At 63.4% G+C, this 17501-nt stretch carries 18 protein-coding genes; 7 read left to right on the forward strand and 11 right to left on the reverse strand.

Translation table 11 applies throughout. The annotated features are described in order from the left end of the window. Window positions 1–13 precede the first annotated feature (13 nt). The 4 genes from NKI95_RS15530 to NKI95_RS15545 are packed head-to-tail and all read right to left on the reverse strand — an operon-like array spanning window position 14 to window position 4101. Window positions 14–1201 carry an ABC transporter substrate-binding protein gene (locus NKI95_RS15530; protein WP_352717788.1) on the reverse strand — a complete coding sequence of 396 codons (1188 nt, stop codon included), beginning with the start codon at window positions 1199–1201 and terminating at the stop codon, window positions 14–16. 21 nt (window positions 1202–1222) lie between these two features. Next, entirely contained in the window at window positions 1223–2389 is a 1167-nt protein-coding gene (locus NKI95_RS15535) for an extracellular solute-binding protein (protein WP_352717789.1), read from the reverse strand. Further along, window positions 2386–3546 (reverse strand): CaiB/BaiF CoA transferase family protein, encoded by a 1161-nt coding sequence (locus tag NKI95_RS15540; RefSeq protein WP_352717791.1) that lies wholly within the window; start codon window positions 3544–3546, stop codon window positions 2386–2388. The genes NKI95_RS15535 and NKI95_RS15540 overlap by 4 nt, the downstream gene beginning before the upstream one ends. 3 nt (window positions 3547–3549) lie before the next feature. Then, window positions 3550–4101: a MaoC family dehydratase gene (locus tag NKI95_RS15545; RefSeq protein ID WP_352717792.1), complete on the reverse strand. Its 552-nt coding sequence runs from the start codon at window positions 4099–4101 to the stop codon at window positions 3550–3552. Between the two features lie 190 nt (window positions 4102–4291). On the opposite strand from NKI95_RS15545, the gene NKI95_RS15550 reads away from it, so the two are divergent. Next, window positions 4292–5389, forward strand: a complete 1098-nt coding sequence (locus NKI95_RS15550; protein WP_352717793.1) for a lactonase family protein — start codon at window positions 4292–4294, stop codon at window positions 5387–5389. 7 nt (window positions 5390–5396) lie between these two features. Here the strand turns inward: NKI95_RS15550 and NKI95_RS15555 are convergent, their stop codons facing one another. Next, entirely contained in the window at window positions 5397–6110 is a 714-nt protein-coding gene (locus NKI95_RS15555; RefSeq protein WP_023676076.1) for a GntR family transcriptional regulator, read from the reverse strand. A 258-nt stretch (window positions 6111–6368) separates the two neighbouring features. Between NKI95_RS15555 and NKI95_RS15560 the strand changes: the two genes are divergently transcribed. The 6 genes from NKI95_RS15560 (at window position 6369) to NKI95_RS15585 (ending at window position 12354) form a co-directional block, all read left to right on the forward strand. Then, window positions 6369–7457: an ABC transporter ATP-binding protein gene (locus NKI95_RS15560; protein ID WP_352717795.1), complete on the forward strand. Its 1089-nt coding sequence runs from the start codon at window positions 6369–6371 to the stop codon at window positions 7455–7457. A 36-nt stretch (window positions 7458–7493) separates the two neighbouring features. Further along, window positions 7494–8783, forward strand: a complete 1290-nt coding sequence (locus NKI95_RS15565; protein WP_023716671.1) for an ABC transporter substrate-binding protein — start codon at window positions 7494–7496, stop codon at window positions 8781–8783. A gap of 254 nt (window positions 8784–9037) precedes the next feature. Beyond that, window positions 9038–9946 (forward strand): ABC transporter permease, encoded by a 909-nt coding sequence (locus NKI95_RS15570; protein WP_352717796.1) that lies wholly within the window; start codon window positions 9038–9040, stop codon window positions 9944–9946. A 4-nt stretch (window positions 9947–9950) separates the two neighbouring features. Next, entirely contained in the window at window positions 9951–10769 is an 819-nt protein-coding gene (locus NKI95_RS15575; protein ID WP_352717797.1) for an ABC transporter permease, read from the forward strand. 2 nt (window positions 10770–10771) lie between these two features. Then, entirely contained in the window at window positions 10772–11512 is a 741-nt protein-coding gene (locus NKI95_RS15580; protein ID WP_352717798.1) for an aspartate/glutamate racemase family protein, read from the forward strand. Between the two features lie 5 nt (window positions 11513–11517). Beyond that, window positions 11518–12354 (forward strand): GNAT family N-acetyltransferase, encoded by an 837-nt coding sequence (locus NKI95_RS15585; protein WP_352717800.1) that lies wholly within the window; start codon window positions 11518–11520, stop codon window positions 12352–12354. Window positions 12355–12406: 52 nt separating this feature from the next. Here NKI95_RS15585 and NKI95_RS15590 read toward each other — a convergent pair whose 3' ends face one another. From NKI95_RS15590 to NKI95_RS15615, 6 genes are all read right to left on the reverse strand, one after another. Then, the gene (locus tag NKI95_RS15590; RefSeq protein WP_352717802.1) at window positions 12407–12553 is read right to left on the reverse strand and encodes a hypothetical protein; all 147 of its coding nucleotides are present in this window, start codon (window positions 12551–12553) and stop codon (window positions 12407–12409) included. 109 nt (window positions 12554–12662) lie between these two features. Next, window positions 12663–13961 carry an NAD(P)/FAD-dependent oxidoreductase gene (locus NKI95_RS15595; RefSeq protein ID WP_352717804.1) on the reverse strand — a complete coding sequence of 433 codons (1299 nt, stop codon included), beginning with the start codon at window positions 13959–13961 and terminating at the stop codon, window positions 12663–12665. Beyond that, window positions 13958–14941, reverse strand: coding sequence for a branched-chain amino acid ABC transporter permease (locus tag NKI95_RS15600; RefSeq protein WP_352717998.1), 984 nt, complete (start codon window positions 14939–14941; stop codon window positions 13958–13960). Before NKI95_RS15600 ends, NKI95_RS15595 begins: the two co-directional genes overlap by 4 nt. Beyond that, window positions 14938–15846: a branched-chain amino acid ABC transporter permease gene (locus NKI95_RS15605; RefSeq protein ID WP_352717805.1), complete on the reverse strand. Its 909-nt coding sequence runs from the start codon at window positions 15844–15846 to the stop codon at window positions 14938–14940. The genes NKI95_RS15600 and NKI95_RS15605 overlap by 4 nt, the downstream gene beginning before the upstream one ends. Next, on the reverse strand, window positions 15843–16592 hold the full coding sequence (locus NKI95_RS15610; RefSeq protein ID WP_352717806.1) for an ABC transporter ATP-binding protein: 750 nt from the start codon (window positions 16590–16592) through the stop codon (window positions 15843–15845). The genes NKI95_RS15605 and NKI95_RS15610 overlap by 4 nt, the downstream gene beginning before the upstream one ends. Beyond that, the gene (locus NKI95_RS15615; RefSeq protein ID WP_352717807.1) at window positions 16589–17389 is read right to left on the reverse strand and encodes an ABC transporter ATP-binding protein; all 801 of its coding nucleotides are present in this window, start codon (window positions 17387–17389) and stop codon (window positions 16589–16591) included. The genes NKI95_RS15610 and NKI95_RS15615 overlap by 4 nt, the downstream gene beginning before the upstream one ends. Window positions 17390–17501: the final 112 nt, after the last annotated feature.

Below are 17501 nucleotides of genomic sequence, written 5' to 3' on the forward strand. Positions count from 1 at the left end.
CGGCTTTCATATCCTACTTGGCGCAGGCGTCCGGCACCTTCGAATAATCCCAGCCCTTGGTCGGTGCCGGATTGGCGAAGTAGGCATCGAGCCATTCCTCCGGCATCGGGTCCTTCGGCGGGACCGGGAAGATCGAGACGGCGTCTGGCGTCATGCAGTCCTTGTACCAGGCGCCGAGGTCGGCATTGTGCACCGGCGGAATCGGGATCAGCAGCGTGTTGAGCTTGGGCTTCTGTCCATCCAGCATGCGCACGCCGACACGAAACAGCGTCTCGGCCGTCCAGTGCGGCAGCACCGCATGGCCTTCGAAGCGGTATTTGTCGGGATTGGCCTTCCAGTAACCGAGCGCATCGCCGGTGATCGAGCCGGTGATCAGTGGGGCGGGGCGGCCGGCCTCGGCAAAGGCCTCGGCAACGACACGGCTTTCGCTGCCCGTCGTCCACACCGCATCGATCGGCGCCGGATTGGTGGCGATCGCCTGCAGAACCGCCGTCTTGGTGACGTTCGCAGTCCAGTTGCCGTTGACGCTGCGCGAGACCTTGAGCTTCGTGTTCTCGGCCAGTGCCTTGTCGGCGCCCTGGCGCTCCTGCACGACGATCGGGTGACCGGCAATGCCTTCGACCAGAAGCACGCTGCCGCCGTCCGGCATTGCTTTGCCGATCGCCGTCATCATGTCGTAGCCCCAGCGCGCATAGTTGGAATCGACGTTGATGGCATTCGGGCTGGTCACCGACCCGGCTGCCGTGATGAAGGGGATGCCGGCTTTGGCTGCGGCATCGATGGCATCGTCCAGCGCCGTCGCCGAGCCGGGGATCGAGGTGATGATCGAGCATTTCTTGTCGATGAAGGCGCGGATCTGGTTGATCTGCTGACTGGCGTCGTTGTTGGAATCCGACACTTCGAAGCTCGCCACGGTGCCGTCGGCGATCAGCCCGTCGACCAGCCGCTTCAACTCCTTGGTGACGGTGACGCGCCACGGATTGCCCTGGTAGGACTCGGAGTGACACCATTTCCACGGCTTTGGCGGCGGCGTGAAATTATCCCAGGCCGACGGCAGCACCTTCTGAGGCGCGCCGTCATATTGTGCCTTCAGTTCGGTCGGCAATCCAGCAATCACGCCCGAAACGTCTTGAGCGCAGGCTATGGTCGTGACCGATGCAAGTGCGGTTGCGGCCATAAGGCCGCGGATCAGGCTGTTCATGTTCTCCTCCGTTCGGTTGTTTCAGGCTCCTCCGCCGGCAACGCCGGACACCTGCGTCGAAAGATTTTCCCGAAACAGGCGATTGAGATCGGCAACGACGCGAGCGGCATTGTGCCCTTCGCTCAGGCCGAGATTGATGCGATCGGACGCCGCCTGCTGGAACGCCATGTAGCCGTCGTGCCGCGGCCTGACCCAGGCACCTTCGAGCGTGGCCCGCGTGTCCTTGTAGAAATTGCCGGTGGCTGCATTGACGGCGGCATCCTCCCAGGCCGCGGCGTGGCCGGGCTGGCCGCCGGCCGACGCATAGGGGCCGCGCTGCACCTCGCCGCTGGTGATCCAGTAAGCGAAGTCGATTGCTGCCTGCCTGGCCTTCGAAAACGCCGACACGGCAATGCCGGTCCCGCCGAGCGCCGAGCCTTTGGGGCCGGCATTGCCCGCGGCCGGGATATCCGCGAAAGCGAGGCGGTTCGCTCGAAACCCGGCGATGGCATAGGAGACATAGCCATAGATCAGCGGTGCGCAGGCGATCCGCGAGACGGATCCGGCCATTTGCTCCAGAACCGCGATCGGATCCATGTCAAGACAGGCCGGGTCGACGAGGGCCGCGATCTCGCGCATCATCTCGAAGACTTGCTTGCCCGTTGCCGGATCCACATGGTCGCCAGGGCCTTCACCGGCGGGCCGGCCGAGATTGCCGGCAAGCGTGTAGAACACCATCAGCGAATGCGGCGGCCTCAGCGGCAACAACACGCGGCCTTGCCGCGCCAGATCGAGCGCATCGGCCCAGCTCGCCGGCGCAGCCGAAAGCATGTCGGGCCGCCATGCCTGCACCTGGCTGGCCGCGTCGATCGGAAACGCCCACTGCCGGCCTTGCCAGTTGTAGCTCGGAAAGGACCGGCCGACACTGCCCGCCGCAAGTGCTGCACGTTCGGCTTCCCGGCCGGCGACATCGAGCGGCGCCAAGCAATTCTCGGCGGTGATCTGGCCGACATGCGGATGATCGATGACGATCAGATCATAGGTACGGGCCAGTTCCTCGACCGGGAAGGATTCGAAATCCTGCAGCGAGCGCTTGTCCCATTCGATAGTGGCGCCGGTCCGTTCCTTCCACAGCGCCGAACAGGCGACCATTGGGTCATAGCCGCGCGGATGGCTCCAGGTCATGCCTTTGAGCGTGACGTCGCTCACAGCCCGAATTCCTCGCGGATTTTTGCGCTGTGCTCGCCGATGCGTGGCGCGGCCCGCTCGACCTTGGCGCGGATGCCGTCGACCCTGAGCGGCGAGCGCGTGGTGAGGATCGAAACGTCATCCTCGCGCGTCACCGTCTGCAACATGTCGAGGACCTGGAAGCCTTCGCTGGCCATCATTTCCGGCCAGGTCAAAACCTTGGCGCACCAGATGTCGGCGGGCTCGAGGATACCGAGCCACTCATCGACCGTCCTGGTCGCGATTTTTTGCGCGATGATTGCCTTGATCTCGTCGCGTGCGGTGAACCATGTCGACGGCTGATCGCGATAGGGCGCAAGCTCTTCGAGCTCCAGAAGGTCGGCGAGCTTCGAGATCGGCGTCATGGCGATCGCCAGATAGCCGTCCTTGGCTGGATAGACGCCGTAGGGCGCCGACAGATAGGCGTGGGCACTGCGGAAGGCCGATCGCCGCGGCAGGCGGCGCCCGTCATTGAGATGGGTGGTCAGCACCTCGAACTGGAAGTCGACCAGCGCTTCGAGCAGGCTGGTCTCGACATGGCTGCCCGTGCCGGTCACACCGCGCCGCACCAGCGCGGCAAGGATGCCTTGCGCGGCGGCAGAGCCCGCCAGCATGTCGGCGATCGCCAGGCCGAAAGGGACCGGTCCCTGGTCCTCGTCGCCGTTGAGCCACATCACGCCGGAACGGGCTTGCGCCAGCAGGTCCTGCCCGGGTCGCTTGACCCAAGGGCCTTCCTCGCCATAGCCACTGATCGAGGCGTAGACCAGGCGCGGATTGATCTTGCGCACCGCCTCGTAATCGAAGCCCAGTCGTTCGATGACGCCGGGCCTGAAATTCTGGATCAGCACGTCGGCCTTGGCCAGCAGGCCGCGCAGTGCCGCAAGATCGGCCTCGTCCTTCAAGTCGATTGCAAGGCTTTCCTTGGCGCGGTTGATCGCATGGAAAATGGTGGAATCGCCGCCGATCTCGGTGTCGCTGAGATAGAGCCGGCGCGACAGGTCGCCGCCATCCGGCCGTTCGATCTTGATGACGCGGGCGCCGAGGTCGAGCAGTCTGAGCGAGCAGTAGGGCCCGGACAGGAACTGGCTCATATCGACAACGATGAGCCCGGTCAGCGGCAGTTCGGCAATGGCAGCCATTGCCTATTTCTCCGTCTTGCCGGCGAAATCGGCCGGATTGCGGTACTTCACCGTCTGCAGGTGCTCGCAATAAAGCACGAGCTCGCCTTCACCCTTGAAGACTTCATAGCTGGCGCGGATCAGCCCCATCTCCGTGTATTTTGGCTTCTTGTCGAGGTTGGAGCGGATCGAATAAATCGTGTCGCCGATGAACACGGGCTTGATGAAGCGCAATTTGTCGTAGCCATACGAAAAGGCGTTGATGCAATTGGTGGCGACGAGCCCGAGCCCGGCCGAGAACACGAAGGCGCCAGCGACCAGCCGCTTGCCGAAAATGCCTTCCGTTTCGGCAAACATCTGGTCCTGCACGTATGGATGGATGTCGAGCACCAGCGTGTTGAAGAGATGGCTGTCGCCCTCGGCAATGGTCCGGCGCAGCGAACGGATCTTCTGGCCGACCGGCCAGTCTTCGTAGAACCAGTTCTCCGCGTTCCAGACGGGAAGGTCGGCGTGATCCCTAGGCATGTTGGCGGGGTGTGTCGATGCCACGCCAACGGTCGGCGCGAAGCCGCTCATGACGACTTCCTCTGGGAGCGGGAATCGTCCATCAGGGCGCGCCGCAGACCAGCGAAATGCATGATCGATCCTCCCGTCAATCTTCTTTTGTGAATAGTATTTTCACATATGGGGTTGTGTTGCAAGCGAGTCTCGGCGAAATTTTGCCCGCTCCGTCGCGGCCAATGCCGGCGGAACAAGGGAGGAAGTGATGCAGAATGCCTGTCTGGTTTTCGTCGGCAGCCTCAATCGCGACGCCCCGTATTTTCAGGGCGCGCGCGGTGTCGGGCTCAGTGTCTACAGTTTCGACGAGGAGACGCTCGAGACGCGGAAACTGGCCGAGACAGGTGACGTCGACAATCCGACGTTTCTGTCGGTGACGCCGGACGGCTCCCAGATCTATGCCAATTCCGAAGTGTTCGCCTGGCGCGAAGGCGTGGTCTCGGCCTACCGCTTCGACAGGCAGACCGCCGCGCTTTCCTACATCAACAAGCAGCCGACCCTTGGCAGTATCACGGCGCACAACACCATCACGCGCGACGGAACGAAGCTGCTGGTCGCCAATTACGGCATCGGCGAAGGCGGCCCCGATCGTTCGGTCGTGGTTTACGGGCTGCGCGAGGATGGCGGCCTGACCGCGCCATTGTCGAGCGTCGCCCATGCCGGAACTGGTCCCGACACAGCTCGTCAGGAACGCCCCCATGCTCACAGCGTCACCGAGACGATTAGCGGCGGCGTGGCGGTCGTTGCCGATCTCGGCATCGACCGGCTTGTCTCGTACCGCATCGGGCCTGACGGCAGCCTGACCAGACTGGCGGAGTCGGTGCTTGCCTCAGGCGCCGGCCCACGCCATGTGGCGCTGCATCCGGGTGGGCGCTTCGTGTTCGTCATGAACGAGCTGGATTCGACGGTCGTCTCGCTGGCGCTGGACGAAGGATCAGGCAAGCTTACGGTGATCGACAGCAAGCCGGCCGTGCCGCCCGAGGCGCGCGACGGCAATCACTGCGCCGACATCCAGATCTCGCCTGACGGCCGCTTTCTCTACGGCTCCAACCGCGGCCATGACAGCATCGTGGTGTTTTCGATCGACCAGCAAACCGGCAGGCTTGCCCTTGTCGGCTATACGCCTTGCGGCGGTGCCACGCCGCGCAATCTGGCACTGACGCCCTCGGGCGGCCATCTGTTCTCGGCCAACCAGAATGCCGACCGCATCTCGATTTTCGCCCGTGATGCCGCAACCGGCCGGCTGAGCGACACCGGCCGCTCCATCGACATCGGCACACCGATGTGCGTGAGGATCGTGCGTTGACGTGATCTCAGAACTCGAGCGCCTGCCTGAGTGCCGGGCCGCTCCTGACGCGCAGATCGAGGTCGGCTTCGATATGGTCGATGTGGTGCAGCATCAGCGCGCTGGCGCGTTCGGCATTGCCATTTTCCAGCGCCTCGAGGATCTGCGTGTGTTCGTTGTGGCCGCAGCTCGAGATGCCCGAGCGGCCATAGAGTGCGATCACCAGCGATGAACGAGCGACCAGCTCCTCCATGAAGCGCTGCAGGATGACGTTTCCCGCGACCGACGCCAGAAGCAGGTGAAAATCCCCCGACGCCTTGATCTCCGATCGCCTTGCGTTCGGTCCGCGTTCGGCGATGAAACGGCCTTCTTCGTCGAGCTGGGCCTTGAACGCGGCGACATGTGCCGGCGTCATCCGTCCGGCGGCGGCAATCGCGATGCCTGGTTCGATGAGGCGGCGCGAAGCAAAAACCTGCCGCGCCTCCTCCGGCGACGGATTGGCGACGAAGGCGCCGCGATTGCGCTCGGTACGCACCAATCCCTCGAAGGAAAGCATCTGCAGTGCGGCGCGCGCCACGGTGCGACTGACATCGAACAGCGTGCCGACTTCGCCTTCGGAAAGCTTGGTTCCCGGCGCCAGCCGGCGATCGACGATCGCGTCGCGCAACTGGTCGCGGATCGCCTGCGCGCGATCCTCGTTGGCGGCCTCGATAGCAGGGAAAGTCTGGTCGGCAATGTTCATGGCGGTGATCCTGCGTACTTCTACCCTGAATCGCATCGCTTGGACGAGAGACAAAGTGAATACAGGGATGAAAAAGATTGCATACGATTTTTGCGAGGATCGGCGGCAATCGCCTATAATTTGTGCATTGCACAAGGATGCCGTATCGGCAGCCACGTAGATGCAGCCCCGATTTCTTCGAGGATTCAGTCGGTTGGTGCGGCGGCGCGCAACTGGCACGCATGATGCTTTGGCTAATCCGACCAAAGGGGAAGCTGGATGTCCAAAGCCGCCGAAATCGACATTGTGTCCGTTTCGAAAGTCTATGGCGCGACGACTGCTGTCGAAGGGATCAGCCTGAAAATCCCTGCGGGTACCTATTGCTGCCTGCTCGGTCCCTCCGGCTGTGGCAAGACCTCGACGCTGCGCATGATCGCCGGGCACGAGAGCATATCGAGCGGCGACGTGCGTCTCGGCAACACAGTGGTCACCGACCTGCCGCCGGCCAGGCGCGGCACCGCCATGATGTTCCAGTCCTACGCACTGTTTCCGCATCTCGACCTGATCGACAATGTCGCGTTCAGCCTGAAGATGAAAGGCGTCGGCAAGGAGGAGCGCCGCGCCAAGGCACTCGACATGCTGAAGCTGATGCAGATGGAAGCCTATGCCGGCCGCCGTCCGGTGCAGCTTTCCGGCGGCCAGCAGCAGCGCGTTGCTCTCGCCCGCGCGCTGATCACCGATCCCGAGGCGCTGTTGCTCGATGAACCGCTCTCGGCACTCGATCCGTTCCTGAAGATCCGCATGCGGGCCGAACTGAAGAAGCTGCAGACGTCGCTCGGCATCACGTTCGTCCACGTCACCCACAGCCAGGAAGAGGCGATGGCACTGGCCGACCTGATCGTGGTCATGAACGACGGCCGTATCGAGCAGGCGGCGCATCCCCGCATCGTGTTCGAGCGGCCGGCCACCGCCTTCGTCGCTCGTTTCATGGGCGACCACAATGTCATCTCCGGCCGCGTCAGCGGCAGTCGCGACGGCATGGTCGTTTTCGACGTGCCCGGAGGCGTCGCGCTCGCCGCGAGCGGGCAGGGCAGGGAGACCGGGGAACCCATCGACATCGCCATTCGCACCGACCACGTGCGCATCGGTGAGCCGCCGGCAGCCGGGCTCGGCTTCACCGGCATCGTTTCAAACGTCGAGTACCGCGGTTCGACCGTGAAGCTCTCGGTCAATGGCGCCGGCATCGAGGATTTCACGGTGATCGTCGACGACACCAGCTTCTTCGCCAGGCCGGTTGCTGTCGGCGACGCCGTGCCGATCGCCTGGGACGCTGAGGACGCGATCGTCCTTGGCCGTCTCGATTCCTGAAACCCAGCATAACCAATCAAAACAGGGGAACTGAACATGACCAACACCACCGACAAGAAGACTGGAATATCGCGTCGTTCGCTGCTCAAGACAGGTGCCGCCGCCGTCGGTTTCGCCGCCGGTTCCGGCGCCATATCAGGCTTTCCGACCATCTGGGCGCAATCGAACATCACGCTGCGCCAGTTCGGCACCGGCGTGTCCAACCTCAATGCCATCGCCGACAAGTGCAAAGCCGACCTCGGCATCACGCTGGAGATGACGGCAACCGATTCCGACGCCGCCGCGCAGCGCGCCGTGACGCAGCCCGACAGCTACGACATCGCCGACATCGAATACTGGATCTGCAAGAAGGTGTTCCCGACAGGCGTCCTGCAGCCGATGGATGTCACCAAGCTGAAATATTACGACGAGCTCGTGCCGCTGTTCAAAACCGGCAAGCTGACGCCGGACAGCGTCATCGCCCAGGGCACCGCGCCGCATACGGTCGGTTACGTCGAGGCGCAGGACAGCAAGGTCTTCGCCAAGGCACCGACCAATTGGTTCACCATGGTGCCGACGATCTACAATGCCGATACGCTTGGCATCCGCCCCGACCTCGTCGGCCGTGACATCACCACCTGGGCCGACATCATGGATCCTGCCTTCAAGGGCAAGACCGCTATCCTCAACATCCCGTCGATCGGCATCATGGATGCGGCAATGATCATGGAAGCCACAGGCAATATCAAATATGCCGACAAGGGCAACATGACCAAGGAGGAGATCGACAAGACAATCGACTTCCTGATCAAGGCCAAGCAGGACGGCCAGTTCCGTGCCTTCTGGAAGTCCTTCGACGAAAGCGTCAACCTGATGGCTTCAGGCGAAGTGGTGATCCAGTCGATGTGGTCGCCGGCCGTGGCCGCGGTCCGCTCCAAGGGCATCGCGTGCCGGTTCCAGCCGCTCAAGGAAGGCTACCGGTCCTGGGGTGGCGGGCTTGGCCTGGCAGCCCATCTCTCCGGCGCCGAACTCGATGCCGCCTATGAATACATCAACTGGTACACGTCCGGCTGGGTTGGCGGCTATCTCAACCGCCAGGGCTATTACTCGGCCAACATGGTGTCGGCCAAGAAGTTCATGTCCGAGGACGAGTGGGGCTACTGGATCGAAGGCAAGCCGGCAAAGGGCGATATCCTGTCGCCGGACGGCAAGGTCATGGAAAAGGCCGGCGCCGTGCGTGACGGCGGCTCGTTCGAAGAGCGCATGGGCAAGGTCGCCTGCTGGAACTCGGTCATGGACGAAGACCGCTACATGGTGAAGCGCTGGAACGAGTTCATCGCTGCTTGATGCAGCCGGGCAACAACTGAGATGCCTCATTCCTTCCCACCCCCCTCTGTCCTGCCGGACATCTCCCCCGCAAGGGGGGAGATTGCGCCGTCATTTCTGCTTTCGCCAATCTCCAAGGTTTCAAAAGGAGAGCCAGCGGCGAAATTGCTGATCTCCCCCCTTGCGGGGGAGATGTCCGGCAGGACAGAGGGGGGTGGGAAGGATCACGGTTTGCCAGATTATCGGCCTTGTGCGACACCTTTGGGCTGTTCCAGATGACAGTGGCACTCGATCAGCCCGCAACCATTGCCACAAAGCCGGCCAGACATAAGCACTCCTTTGCCGGCGTCGCACCCTATCTCCAGGCGGCACCGCTGGCGCTGATCCTCGGCGCGTTCCTCCTGCTGCCGATCCTGATGATCGCCGTGGTCTCATTCTGGGACTACGATTTCGCGGCGATGTATCCGGATTTCCTGACCACCAACTACGCCGACACGCTCGGCTCCTGGGTCACCTGGAAAACCTACCTGAACACGCTGAAATACGCCGCCATCGTCTGGGCGCTGACGCTGTTCATCGGTTTCTGGGTCGCCTATTTCCTCGCCTTCCACATCAGGACCACGGCCATGCAGATGGTGCTGTTCCTTGTCTGCACGGTGCCGTTCCTGACCTCCAACATCATCCGCATGATCTCGTGGATTCCCGTGCTTGGCCGCAACGGCCTGGTCAACTCGACGCTGGTGCAAATGGGGCTGATCCCGAAGCCGATTGAGTGGCTGCTCTATTCCGAATTCGCCGTGGTTCTGGCCATGGTGCATCTCTACACGCTGTTCATGGTGACGCCGATCTTCAACACGCTGATGCGCATAGACAAGTCGCTGATCGAAGCCGCACGCGATGCCGGCGCTTCCGGCTGGCAGGTGCTCTGGAACGTCGTCATTCCGCTCGCCAAGCCCGGCATGGCGATCGGCACCATCTTCGTCGTGACGCTGGTGATGGCCGACTTTTCGACGGTGCAGGTGATGTCCGGCGGGCAGAGCGCCTCCGTCGCGCTAATGATGAAGAACCAGATGTCGCTGCTGCAGTATCCGGCGGCGGCTGCCAACGCCGTCGTGCTCTTGGTGCTGGTGCTGCTGATGGTCGCGGGTATCCTGCGCATCGTCGACATTCGCAAGGAGCTGTGAGGCCATGAGCCGCGACAAGCGCAGCCTTGAATTCTATGTGTTGGCGGCGTTCTTCGCGCTTTTCGTGCTGTTCCTCTACGGCCCGCTTTCGGCGATCCTGATCCTCTCTTTCCAGGGCGAGAATGGCGGTCTGACATTCCCGCTGAACGGCGTCTCGCTGCACTGGTTTGCCAACCTGTTCGAGCGCCAGGCGGTCGGCGACTTCGGCGGCAGCTTCAGGCGCTCGCTCGTCCTTGGCCTGATGGTGATGGTGGTGACTGTTGTCGTGTCGTTGCTTGCCGGCCTCGCCTTCCGGCAGAAATTTCGCGGCGCAACCGCACTGTTCTATCTGGCCGTCGCCAGCCTCGTCGTGCCCTCGATCATCATCAGCCTCGGCATTGGCGTCGTCTTCCAGCAGATCGGCTTCCGCCCCGCCTGGTACACGTCCGCTTTCGGCGCCCATCTGACCTGGACCTTGCCTTTCGGCGTGCTGATCATGTTTGCTGTCTTCAACCGGTTCTCGCCGGCCTATGAGGAAGCCGCGCGGGATCTCGGAGCATCGTCCTGGCAAACCTTCGCCCATGTCGTGTTGCCGATGATCGCACCCAGCCTGATCGGCGTCGGCCTGTTCGGCTTCACTCTGTCATATGACGAGTTCGCCCGCACGCTGATGACCTCGGGCACGTTCAACACGCTGCCGCTCGAAATCTACGGCATGACGACCAATGTGACGACACCGGTGCTCTATGCGCTGGGCACAGTGACGACCGTGTTTTCCTTCCTGGTGATCTTGCTGACGCTCGGCGCGATCGTCTATGTCGGCCGCCGCCGCGAGCGTGCCTGACAGTGCAGATCCTCGTCGTCAATCCGAACACCACCGCCAGCATGACCGAGACTATTGCGGCGGCGGCCCGATCGGTCGCTGCTCAATCGACGACGATCGTTGCCGTCACCTCGTCGATGGGACCGGTGTCGATCGAAGGCTATTACGATGAAGCACTTGCCGTGCCCGGCCTGCTGGTGGAGATCGCTGCCGGCGAACGCTCGGGCGCACAGGCTGCGATCATTGCCTGTTTCGACGACACCGGCCTCGATGCCGCGCGCGCCATGGCCAACATTCCGGTCATCGGCATTTGCGAGGCATCGCTCAGCACGGCCTCGTTCATCGCCCAGCGCTTTACCGTCGTCACCACCACTGGACGTTCGCGCGTGCCGGTCGAAGGGCTGGTGCAGCGCTATGGCATGGCGGGGCGCGCGCGCGTGCGCGCTGCCGATATCCCGGTTCTTGCCCTCGAAGATCCGGCGTCCGGCGCACTCCCCAGGCTGCGCAACGAGATTGCGCGCGCCATAGACGAGGATCGCGCCGAGGCGATCGTGCTCGGCTGCGCCGGCATGGCCGATCTGGCGGCGGCGCTGCAGCGGGAATTCGGGCTTCCAGTCGTCGACGGCGTCGGCGCGGCGGTGAAACAGGCCGAGGCATTGATCGCGCTTGGCCTGACGACATCCAAGCGCGGCGCCTATGCAAGCCCATTGGCAAAGCCCTATCATGGCGCGTTGAAATCCTTCGCGCCTGGTGCCGCCGAGTGATCGCAATGCCCCGAACGATCCGAACGCTCGCGCTTGAAGAAGTGCAAACCCTTGTCGATTGGGCGGCGGCGGAAGGCTGGAACCCCGGCCTCGGCGACGCCGCGCTGTTCCAGGCAGCCGACCCGCAAGGCTTCATCGGCGCCTTTGTCGACGGCGAACTGGCGGCCGGTATTTCGGCCGTTGCCTATGGCGACGATTTCGGCTTCATCGGCCTCTACATCTGCCGGCCGGACAGGCGTGGCCAAGGCCACGGTAAGGCCGTCTGGGATGCCGGCATGGCGCGGCTCGGCAACCGCACGATCGGCCTCGACGGTGTCGTCGAACAGCAGGCCAACTACCGCAGCATGGGTTTTGCATCGGCCTACCGGACGGTCCGGTGCATGGGGTCGCCCAATGTCCCGGCAGCTGCCGGCAACGACATTCGCGCCATAGGGCCGGAGCTCGTGCCGGACATACTGGACTATGACCGCCGCTTCTTTCCCGGCCCGAGGCGATCCTTCCTGGAACACTGGCTGCGCCCGCCGCATATGGCGCTTGCGATCATCAAGGACGGCGCCATTGCGGGATACGGTGTCGCGCGCCAATGCCGGGACGGCTACAAGATCGGCCCGCTCTTTGCCGACGATCTGGACGCGGCAAGCCATCTCTTTACCGCGCTCGCGCACATGTCCGGTCCTGGAAACGTCCATCTCGACGTTCCCGAAACCAGCGGACAATTTGCAGATTTGCTGTCGTCCGCCGGCCTTCAACCGGGCTTCGAGACCGCTCGAATGTACAAGGGAAGGGCGCCGCAGCTCATGCAGTCCGGGGTTTTTGCGATAACGACGCTGGAGTTGGGGTGAGGCGGTGCAGCCGACGTCTAGCGCGCAAGGTCGAGCAACAGGAATACGTGGTCTATTTTTCCTGAACTGAAATGCCGGTATCGTCGATACGAAGTTCCACGCCTTTCGGCTTAGTCTCCTCGCGATAAACGTAAATGCCCAAGGCAATGACGGCGACGACCAAAGCGCCGATGATGAGATAAAGATAGTTCTGCTTCATCCGCTGTCGTTAACAACATGATTTGAGCGAGTCTAGCAGTTCGAGATCAGGACGGCGGACGGACACGCACGATCAGCCCCGGTAATCCTAAGCGCGCGGCGAGGGCGAGCTAGCCTGCCTCGTCCAGCCGGTCGCGCAGCATGCTCCAGGGGAGCAACACGTTTGGCGCATGCCGCATCAGGCTACGGAACGGGATTGGCGACGGCGGTCCAAACGGTAGCGGCAAATCCTGAGGCTTTGTTCCATCAGCCCAATCCGCAAGCACCTTGCCCATGGCAGTGGTCATGGCGATTCCGCGCCCATTACAGGCAAAGCCCGCGATCAGGCCGGGGCCGAGATCGACGAGGTGTGGCAGGAAGTCGGGCTCGACTGCAGCCATCCCCGACCAGCTGTATTCAAGCGGCGGGATTTCCTGGAGATGGAGCTGCTTCGCTAGCCGCCGCCAGATCGCCCGCGGCACCCGCGTGTCGGCACCGGGGCCAAAAACATGCATGCCGCCGGTGATCAGCCTGTTTCCGCTGTCGAAGCGGAAGGTGAAAAGATTGCGCCTGGTGTCGCCGACGCCTTGCCCGCCCGGAAGCAACCGGGTGCGTACTTCGCGCGGCAGCGGCGCCGTCGCGATCTGGAAGATTTTCAGCGGGATGTAGGTTCGCTGCAGCGTGCGCTCGAGATGTCCGCCATAGGCGTTGGTGGCGATCAACACTTTTCCGGCGCGCACCGAGCCGGAGGCCGTCTTCAAAACCCAGCCATCCCCTGTGCGACCGATCGATGCAACGCGCGTATGCTCGAAGATGCGTGCTCCGGCTTTTTCCGCCGCGTCGGCCAGCCCGCGCGCATATTCGACCGGGTTGAGGACACCGCCCAACCTGTCCATCCAGCCGCCGAGATAGCCGCGAACACCGGTCAGCTCTTCGACCGCCTGACTATCCAGCCCAACAGTCGGTCTTCCGCGTCGTGCCCATTGCTCGGCGCGCGATCTGGTCTTTTGCAAAGCGGCCGGCGAATGGGCTGGTTGTATCCAGCCGCTCTGGACGGCATCGCATTCGATGGCATGCCGCTTGATCAGGTCGAAGACGAGGTCGGCGCTGCCGGCGGCGAAATCGACAAGGCGTTCGCCGCGTTCGGGTCCGAGCTGGGCAATGATATCGTCCGGGTCCCGCTTGGCAAAATTCGGCACCACGAAGCCGGCATTCCTGCCGGTCGCGCCCCAGGCGATGAGTTCCGCTTCGAGGACGACGACCGAGATGCCTTTTTCGGCGGTGTGCAGCGCTGTGGAAAGGCCCAAGAATCCGCCGCCGACAATCGCCAGATCGACATCGAGTGGGCCTTCGAGGGCGGGCCGTTCGCGGCGATTGCGGCCGACGGCGTGCCAGAGGGAAAGGCCGGAAGACCCGGCAACGTCGATCATGACGTTGTTCCGCTCTCACCCGTAGTCACTCGGACACGCTTGCCGAAGCTTGGACGCCGCGGCCTGCCGCCGAACAGGCCATTCGGCCTGACCAGCAGGATGACGCACAGCATCACGCCGATGGCGACGATCTGCAGCGAGGCGGCGCGGGCCTGTTGTTCGGGCGAGAACAACATACTGGTCAAGGCTCCTGATCCGGCCCATATCGCCCAGACCAGGATGCTGCCGGTGACGGCGCCGATATTGCTGCCGGAGCCACCGACGATCAGCATCACCCAGACCTGGAAAGTCAGCGCCGGCAAATAATTGTCCGGAGCGATGAAGCCGGTGAAATGCGCCTGCAGCGCACCGGCAAGCGCCATGATGGCGCCGCCGACGGCAAAGGCCTGGACGCGGTAGAACCGCGCGCTTTTGCCCAGGGATATCGCGGCCCGCTCATCCTCGCGAAGCGCCTTCAACACGCGCCCCCACGGGCTGCGCGACAGATGCTCCAGCGCGAGATAGACGATCAGCGTCACTACCGAGACGACGGCAAGGTTCGACAGATTGAACAGCAACGGCGTTTCGGCGAGGTCGCCGAAGGGACGCGGGATGAAGCCGATGCCGAACGGGCCGCCGGTCAGCGTCTGGGCATTGAGCGCTACCAGTTGCACGACGACGGCGACGCCGAAAGTAGTGATCGCCAGATAGTCCGATCTCAGGCGCAGCGTGGCAATGCCGGTAATGGCGGCCGCGACGCCGCCAACGACCATTGCACCGAGCCAGCCGACAAGGATAGGCAGACCGAAGCCGCCCAGTCGCGCGGCATCGTCGGGCGTGGTCAGCAACGCCGAGGTGTAGGCGCCGATGGCAACGAAGCCGGCGACCCCGACATTGAAAAGCCCGGTCAGCCCCCATTGCAGGTTGAGCCCGAGCGTGATGAGCGAAAAGATCAGCGCGGTGGTCAGGAAGAAGGCGCCGTAGCCGAGCAGATCCATCAGCGTTCCCTCACTCCGAAAAGGCCGATGGGCCGCACGAACAGCACCGCCATCAGGATGATGAACGAGACGGCCGCCCGCCATTCGGCGCCGATCAATTGCACGGCACCCGCTTCGGCCAGACCGATGATCAGGCCGCCGAGAACGGCCCCGGGCACGCTGCCGATGCCGCCGAGGATGGCGGCCGCGAACATCGGCAGCAGCATCTCGAAACCCATGAATGGGCGGATCTGGATGAGAATGCCGATCATGACGCCGGCGACGCAGGCCAGCGCTCCGCCGATGATCCAGGTGACGCGCACCACCCTGGCGACGTCGATGCCGACCATGCGGGCAAGTGCTGCGTTCTGGCTCAACGCCTGCATCGAGCGGCCGGTCTGGGTCCGCGTCATCAGGAGATGCACGCCGAGCACCAGAACGGCGGTCAGCAGCAGCAGCGCGATCTGGTCGGGGGTAATGCGAATGCCGAAGCCTATCGGCATCGCGATCTGGATGGCCCGGCTGAAATAGGTCGGACGCGAGGTGAAGATGAATTCGAGTAGGCTTCTCAGCGCCATCGAGGCGCCGAAGCTCGCCATCACCACGATGATCGCCTGGCCCTTGGCTCGCAGCCGCGCGAACAGCACCATGTCGAGCGCTAGCGCCAGCAGGCCGGTGGCCGCCATGCCGATGATGAGCGCGGCGATCAGCGGCCAGCCGAAGGAGAGGGGAGCGATCGGCGCGATCTTGCCGAACATCGCGCCGATGGCGCCAACCACGGCGAGCGTCGCATAGGCGCCCCAGGCCATGAAGTCGCCATGGGCGAAGTTCGAGAAGCGCAGGATTGAATAGGTGAGTGTCACGCCGATGGCGCCGAGGCCGATCATCGAACCCGCAAGCAGTCCGTCAACGACAAATTGCAGGTTCATGCCGCGCCTCCTTTCCCAAGTTTGGGGCGGCGCTGGCCAAGGTAGAGCTCGGCGACGACAGGATCGTTCCAGAGCTCGGAGGCGATGCCCTGGTGCCAGTCCTTGCCCTCGACCAGCACATAGGCGCGGTCTCCAATGGTAAGCGCTGCCTTGGCGTTCTGTTCGACCAGCAGGATGGTGACGCCGGACTTGCGGATGCCGGCCAGCATCTCGAACACCATCGCCACGAATTTCGGCGACAGGCCGGCCGACGGCTCGTCGAGCACCAGCACCTTGGGATGGACGATCAACGCCCGCGCGACCGCCAGCATCTGCCGCTGTCCGCCCGAGAGATTGCCCGCGGCCGTTCTGCGCTGACGGGCGAGATCGGGAAAGGCCGCATACATTTCCGCGATGCGGGCAGGGACCTCGCGCGGCTTCAGGATGCCGCAGGCGACCTTGAGATTGTCCTCGACGGACATCAGCGGGAAGATGTTCTCTGTCTGTGGCACGAAGGCAAGGCCAAGGCGGACCATGGTGTGGGCGGGCGACGCCGTGATATCTTTGCCGTCCAGCAGAACCGTGCCGCCGGTGACAGGGACAAGGCCGGCGATCGCCTTGATAAGGCTCGACTTGCCGGCGCCGTTGGGACCGAGAACGACGACGATCTCGCCTTGGTCGACGGTGATCGAAGCGCCGCGCACGATCGGAACGCCAGGCTCGTAGCCGGCTTCGAGATCGCGGACATCAAGTACCGTTTGTCTCATGCCGCGCCCCCGAGGTAGGCCTCGATGACGCGCGGGTCGCGCGCCACCTCGTCCGGGGTGCCTTCGCACAGCAGTTGCCCGCTCGCCATGACCAGCACGCGGTGGCACAGCCGCGTCACCATGTCGATATTGTGCTCGATCAGCAGGAAGGTGATGCCGCGCGCATTGATGTCGCGGATGCGGTCGATAATGATCTCGAGCAGGGTTGCGTTGACCCCGGCCGCCGGCTCGTCGAGCAGGATGATCGCCGGGTCGGCCATCATGACGCGGGCGAGTTCGAGCAGCTTGCGCTGGCCGCCGGAAAGCACCCGCGCCGGTTCATGTGCGAGGCGGGCAAGCGTCACGAGTTCGAGCAGCTCGATGGCCCTCGTCTCGGCCGTCCGCTCTTCGGCGGCGACCCGCCGAGGTGTCAGGAAGTTGGCGAGCAGTCTTTCGCCGGCCTGTCCCTGCGCGGCCAGCATGACGTTTTCGATCAGCGTCAAGTTGGGCAGCGGCCGAGGAATCTGGAAGGTGCGGCCAAGGCCGCGGCCGATGCGGCGATGGGCTGCCTCTCCCGAAACGAGTACGCCATTGAGAAAGATTTCGCCGCTGGTCGGCAGGATGCTGCCGGCCAGCAGGTCGAACATCGTCGTCTTGCCGGCACCGTTCGGGCCGATAAGGCCGAGTATTTCGCCCGGCTGGACGTCAAACGAGACATTGTTGACCGCGACAAGGCCGCCAAAACGCCGGACGACATTTCTGGCTGTCAGAACCGGCGTACGGGTGTCCGCCCTCTGTTGTGCGGTTGTGTCACTCATGGAACCCTCTGGCCGAAAGCGATCGTCGCCGCCTTCTGGTTTTGATTTGTGATCACACTTGCTTTGATCACGCTATTCGGCTTTAATTTCTTCCGCAAGCCGAAAACGGCCA

Source organism: Mesorhizobium sp. M0306 (assembly GCF_040321655.1).
Lineage (GTDB): Bacteria > Pseudomonadota > Alphaproteobacteria > Rhizobiales > Rhizobiaceae > Mesorhizobium.

Excerpts from the sequence above, each read along its gene's own strand:
- NKI95_RS15530 (WP_352717788.1), bottom strand. The coding sequence starts at position 1,201 with ATGAACAGCCTGATCCGCGGCCTTATGGCCGCAACCGCACTTGCATCG.
- NKI95_RS15540 (WP_352717791.1), bottom strand. The coding sequence starts at position 3,546 with ATGGCTGCCATTGCCGAACTGCCGCTGACCGGGCTCATCGTTGTCGAT.
- NKI95_RS15545 (WP_352717792.1), bottom strand. The coding sequence starts at position 4,101 with ATGAGCGGCTTCGCGCCGACCGTTGGCGTGGCATCGACACACCCCGCC.
- NKI95_RS15550 (WP_352717793.1), top strand. The coding sequence starts at position 4,292 with ATGCAGAATGCCTGTCTGGTTTTCGTCGGCAGCCTCAATCGCGACGCC.
- NKI95_RS15555 (WP_023676076.1), bottom strand. The coding sequence starts at position 6,110 with ATGAACATTGCCGACCAGACTTTCCCTGCTATCGAGGCCGCCAACGAG.
- NKI95_RS15560 (WP_352717795.1), top strand. The coding sequence starts at position 6,369 with ATGTCCAAAGCCGCCGAAATCGACATTGTGTCCGTTTCGAAAGTCTAT.
- NKI95_RS15565 (WP_023716671.1), top strand. The coding sequence starts at position 7,494 with ATGACCAACACCACCGACAAGAAGACTGGAATATCGCGTCGTTCGCTG.
- NKI95_RS15570 (WP_352717796.1), top strand. The coding sequence starts at position 9,038 with ATGACAGTGGCACTCGATCAGCCCGCAACCATTGCCACAAAGCCGGCC.
- NKI95_RS15575 (WP_352717797.1), top strand. The coding sequence starts at position 9,951 with ATGAGCCGCGACAAGCGCAGCCTTGAATTCTATGTGTTGGCGGCGTTC.
- NKI95_RS15585 (WP_352717800.1), top strand. The coding sequence starts at position 11,518 with ATGCCCCGAACGATCCGAACGCTCGCGCTTGAAGAAGTGCAAACCCTT.
- NKI95_RS15590 (WP_352717802.1), bottom strand. The coding sequence starts at position 12,553 with ATGAAGCAGAACTATCTTTATCTCATCATCGGCGCTTTGGTCGTCGCC.
- NKI95_RS15595 (WP_352717804.1), bottom strand. The coding sequence starts at position 13,961 with ATGATCGACGTTGCCGGGTCTTCCGGCCTTTCCCTCTGGCACGCCGTC.
- NKI95_RS15605 (WP_352717805.1), bottom strand. The coding sequence starts at position 15,846 with ATGAACCTGCAATTTGTCGTTGACGGACTGCTTGCGGGTTCGATGATC.
- NKI95_RS15610 (WP_352717806.1), bottom strand. The coding sequence starts at position 16,592 with ATGAGACAAACGGTACTTGATGTCCGCGATCTCGAAGCCGGCTACGAG.
- NKI95_RS15615 (WP_352717807.1), bottom strand. The coding sequence starts at position 17,389 with ATGAGTGACACAACCGCACAACAGAGGGCGGACACCCGTACGCCGGTT.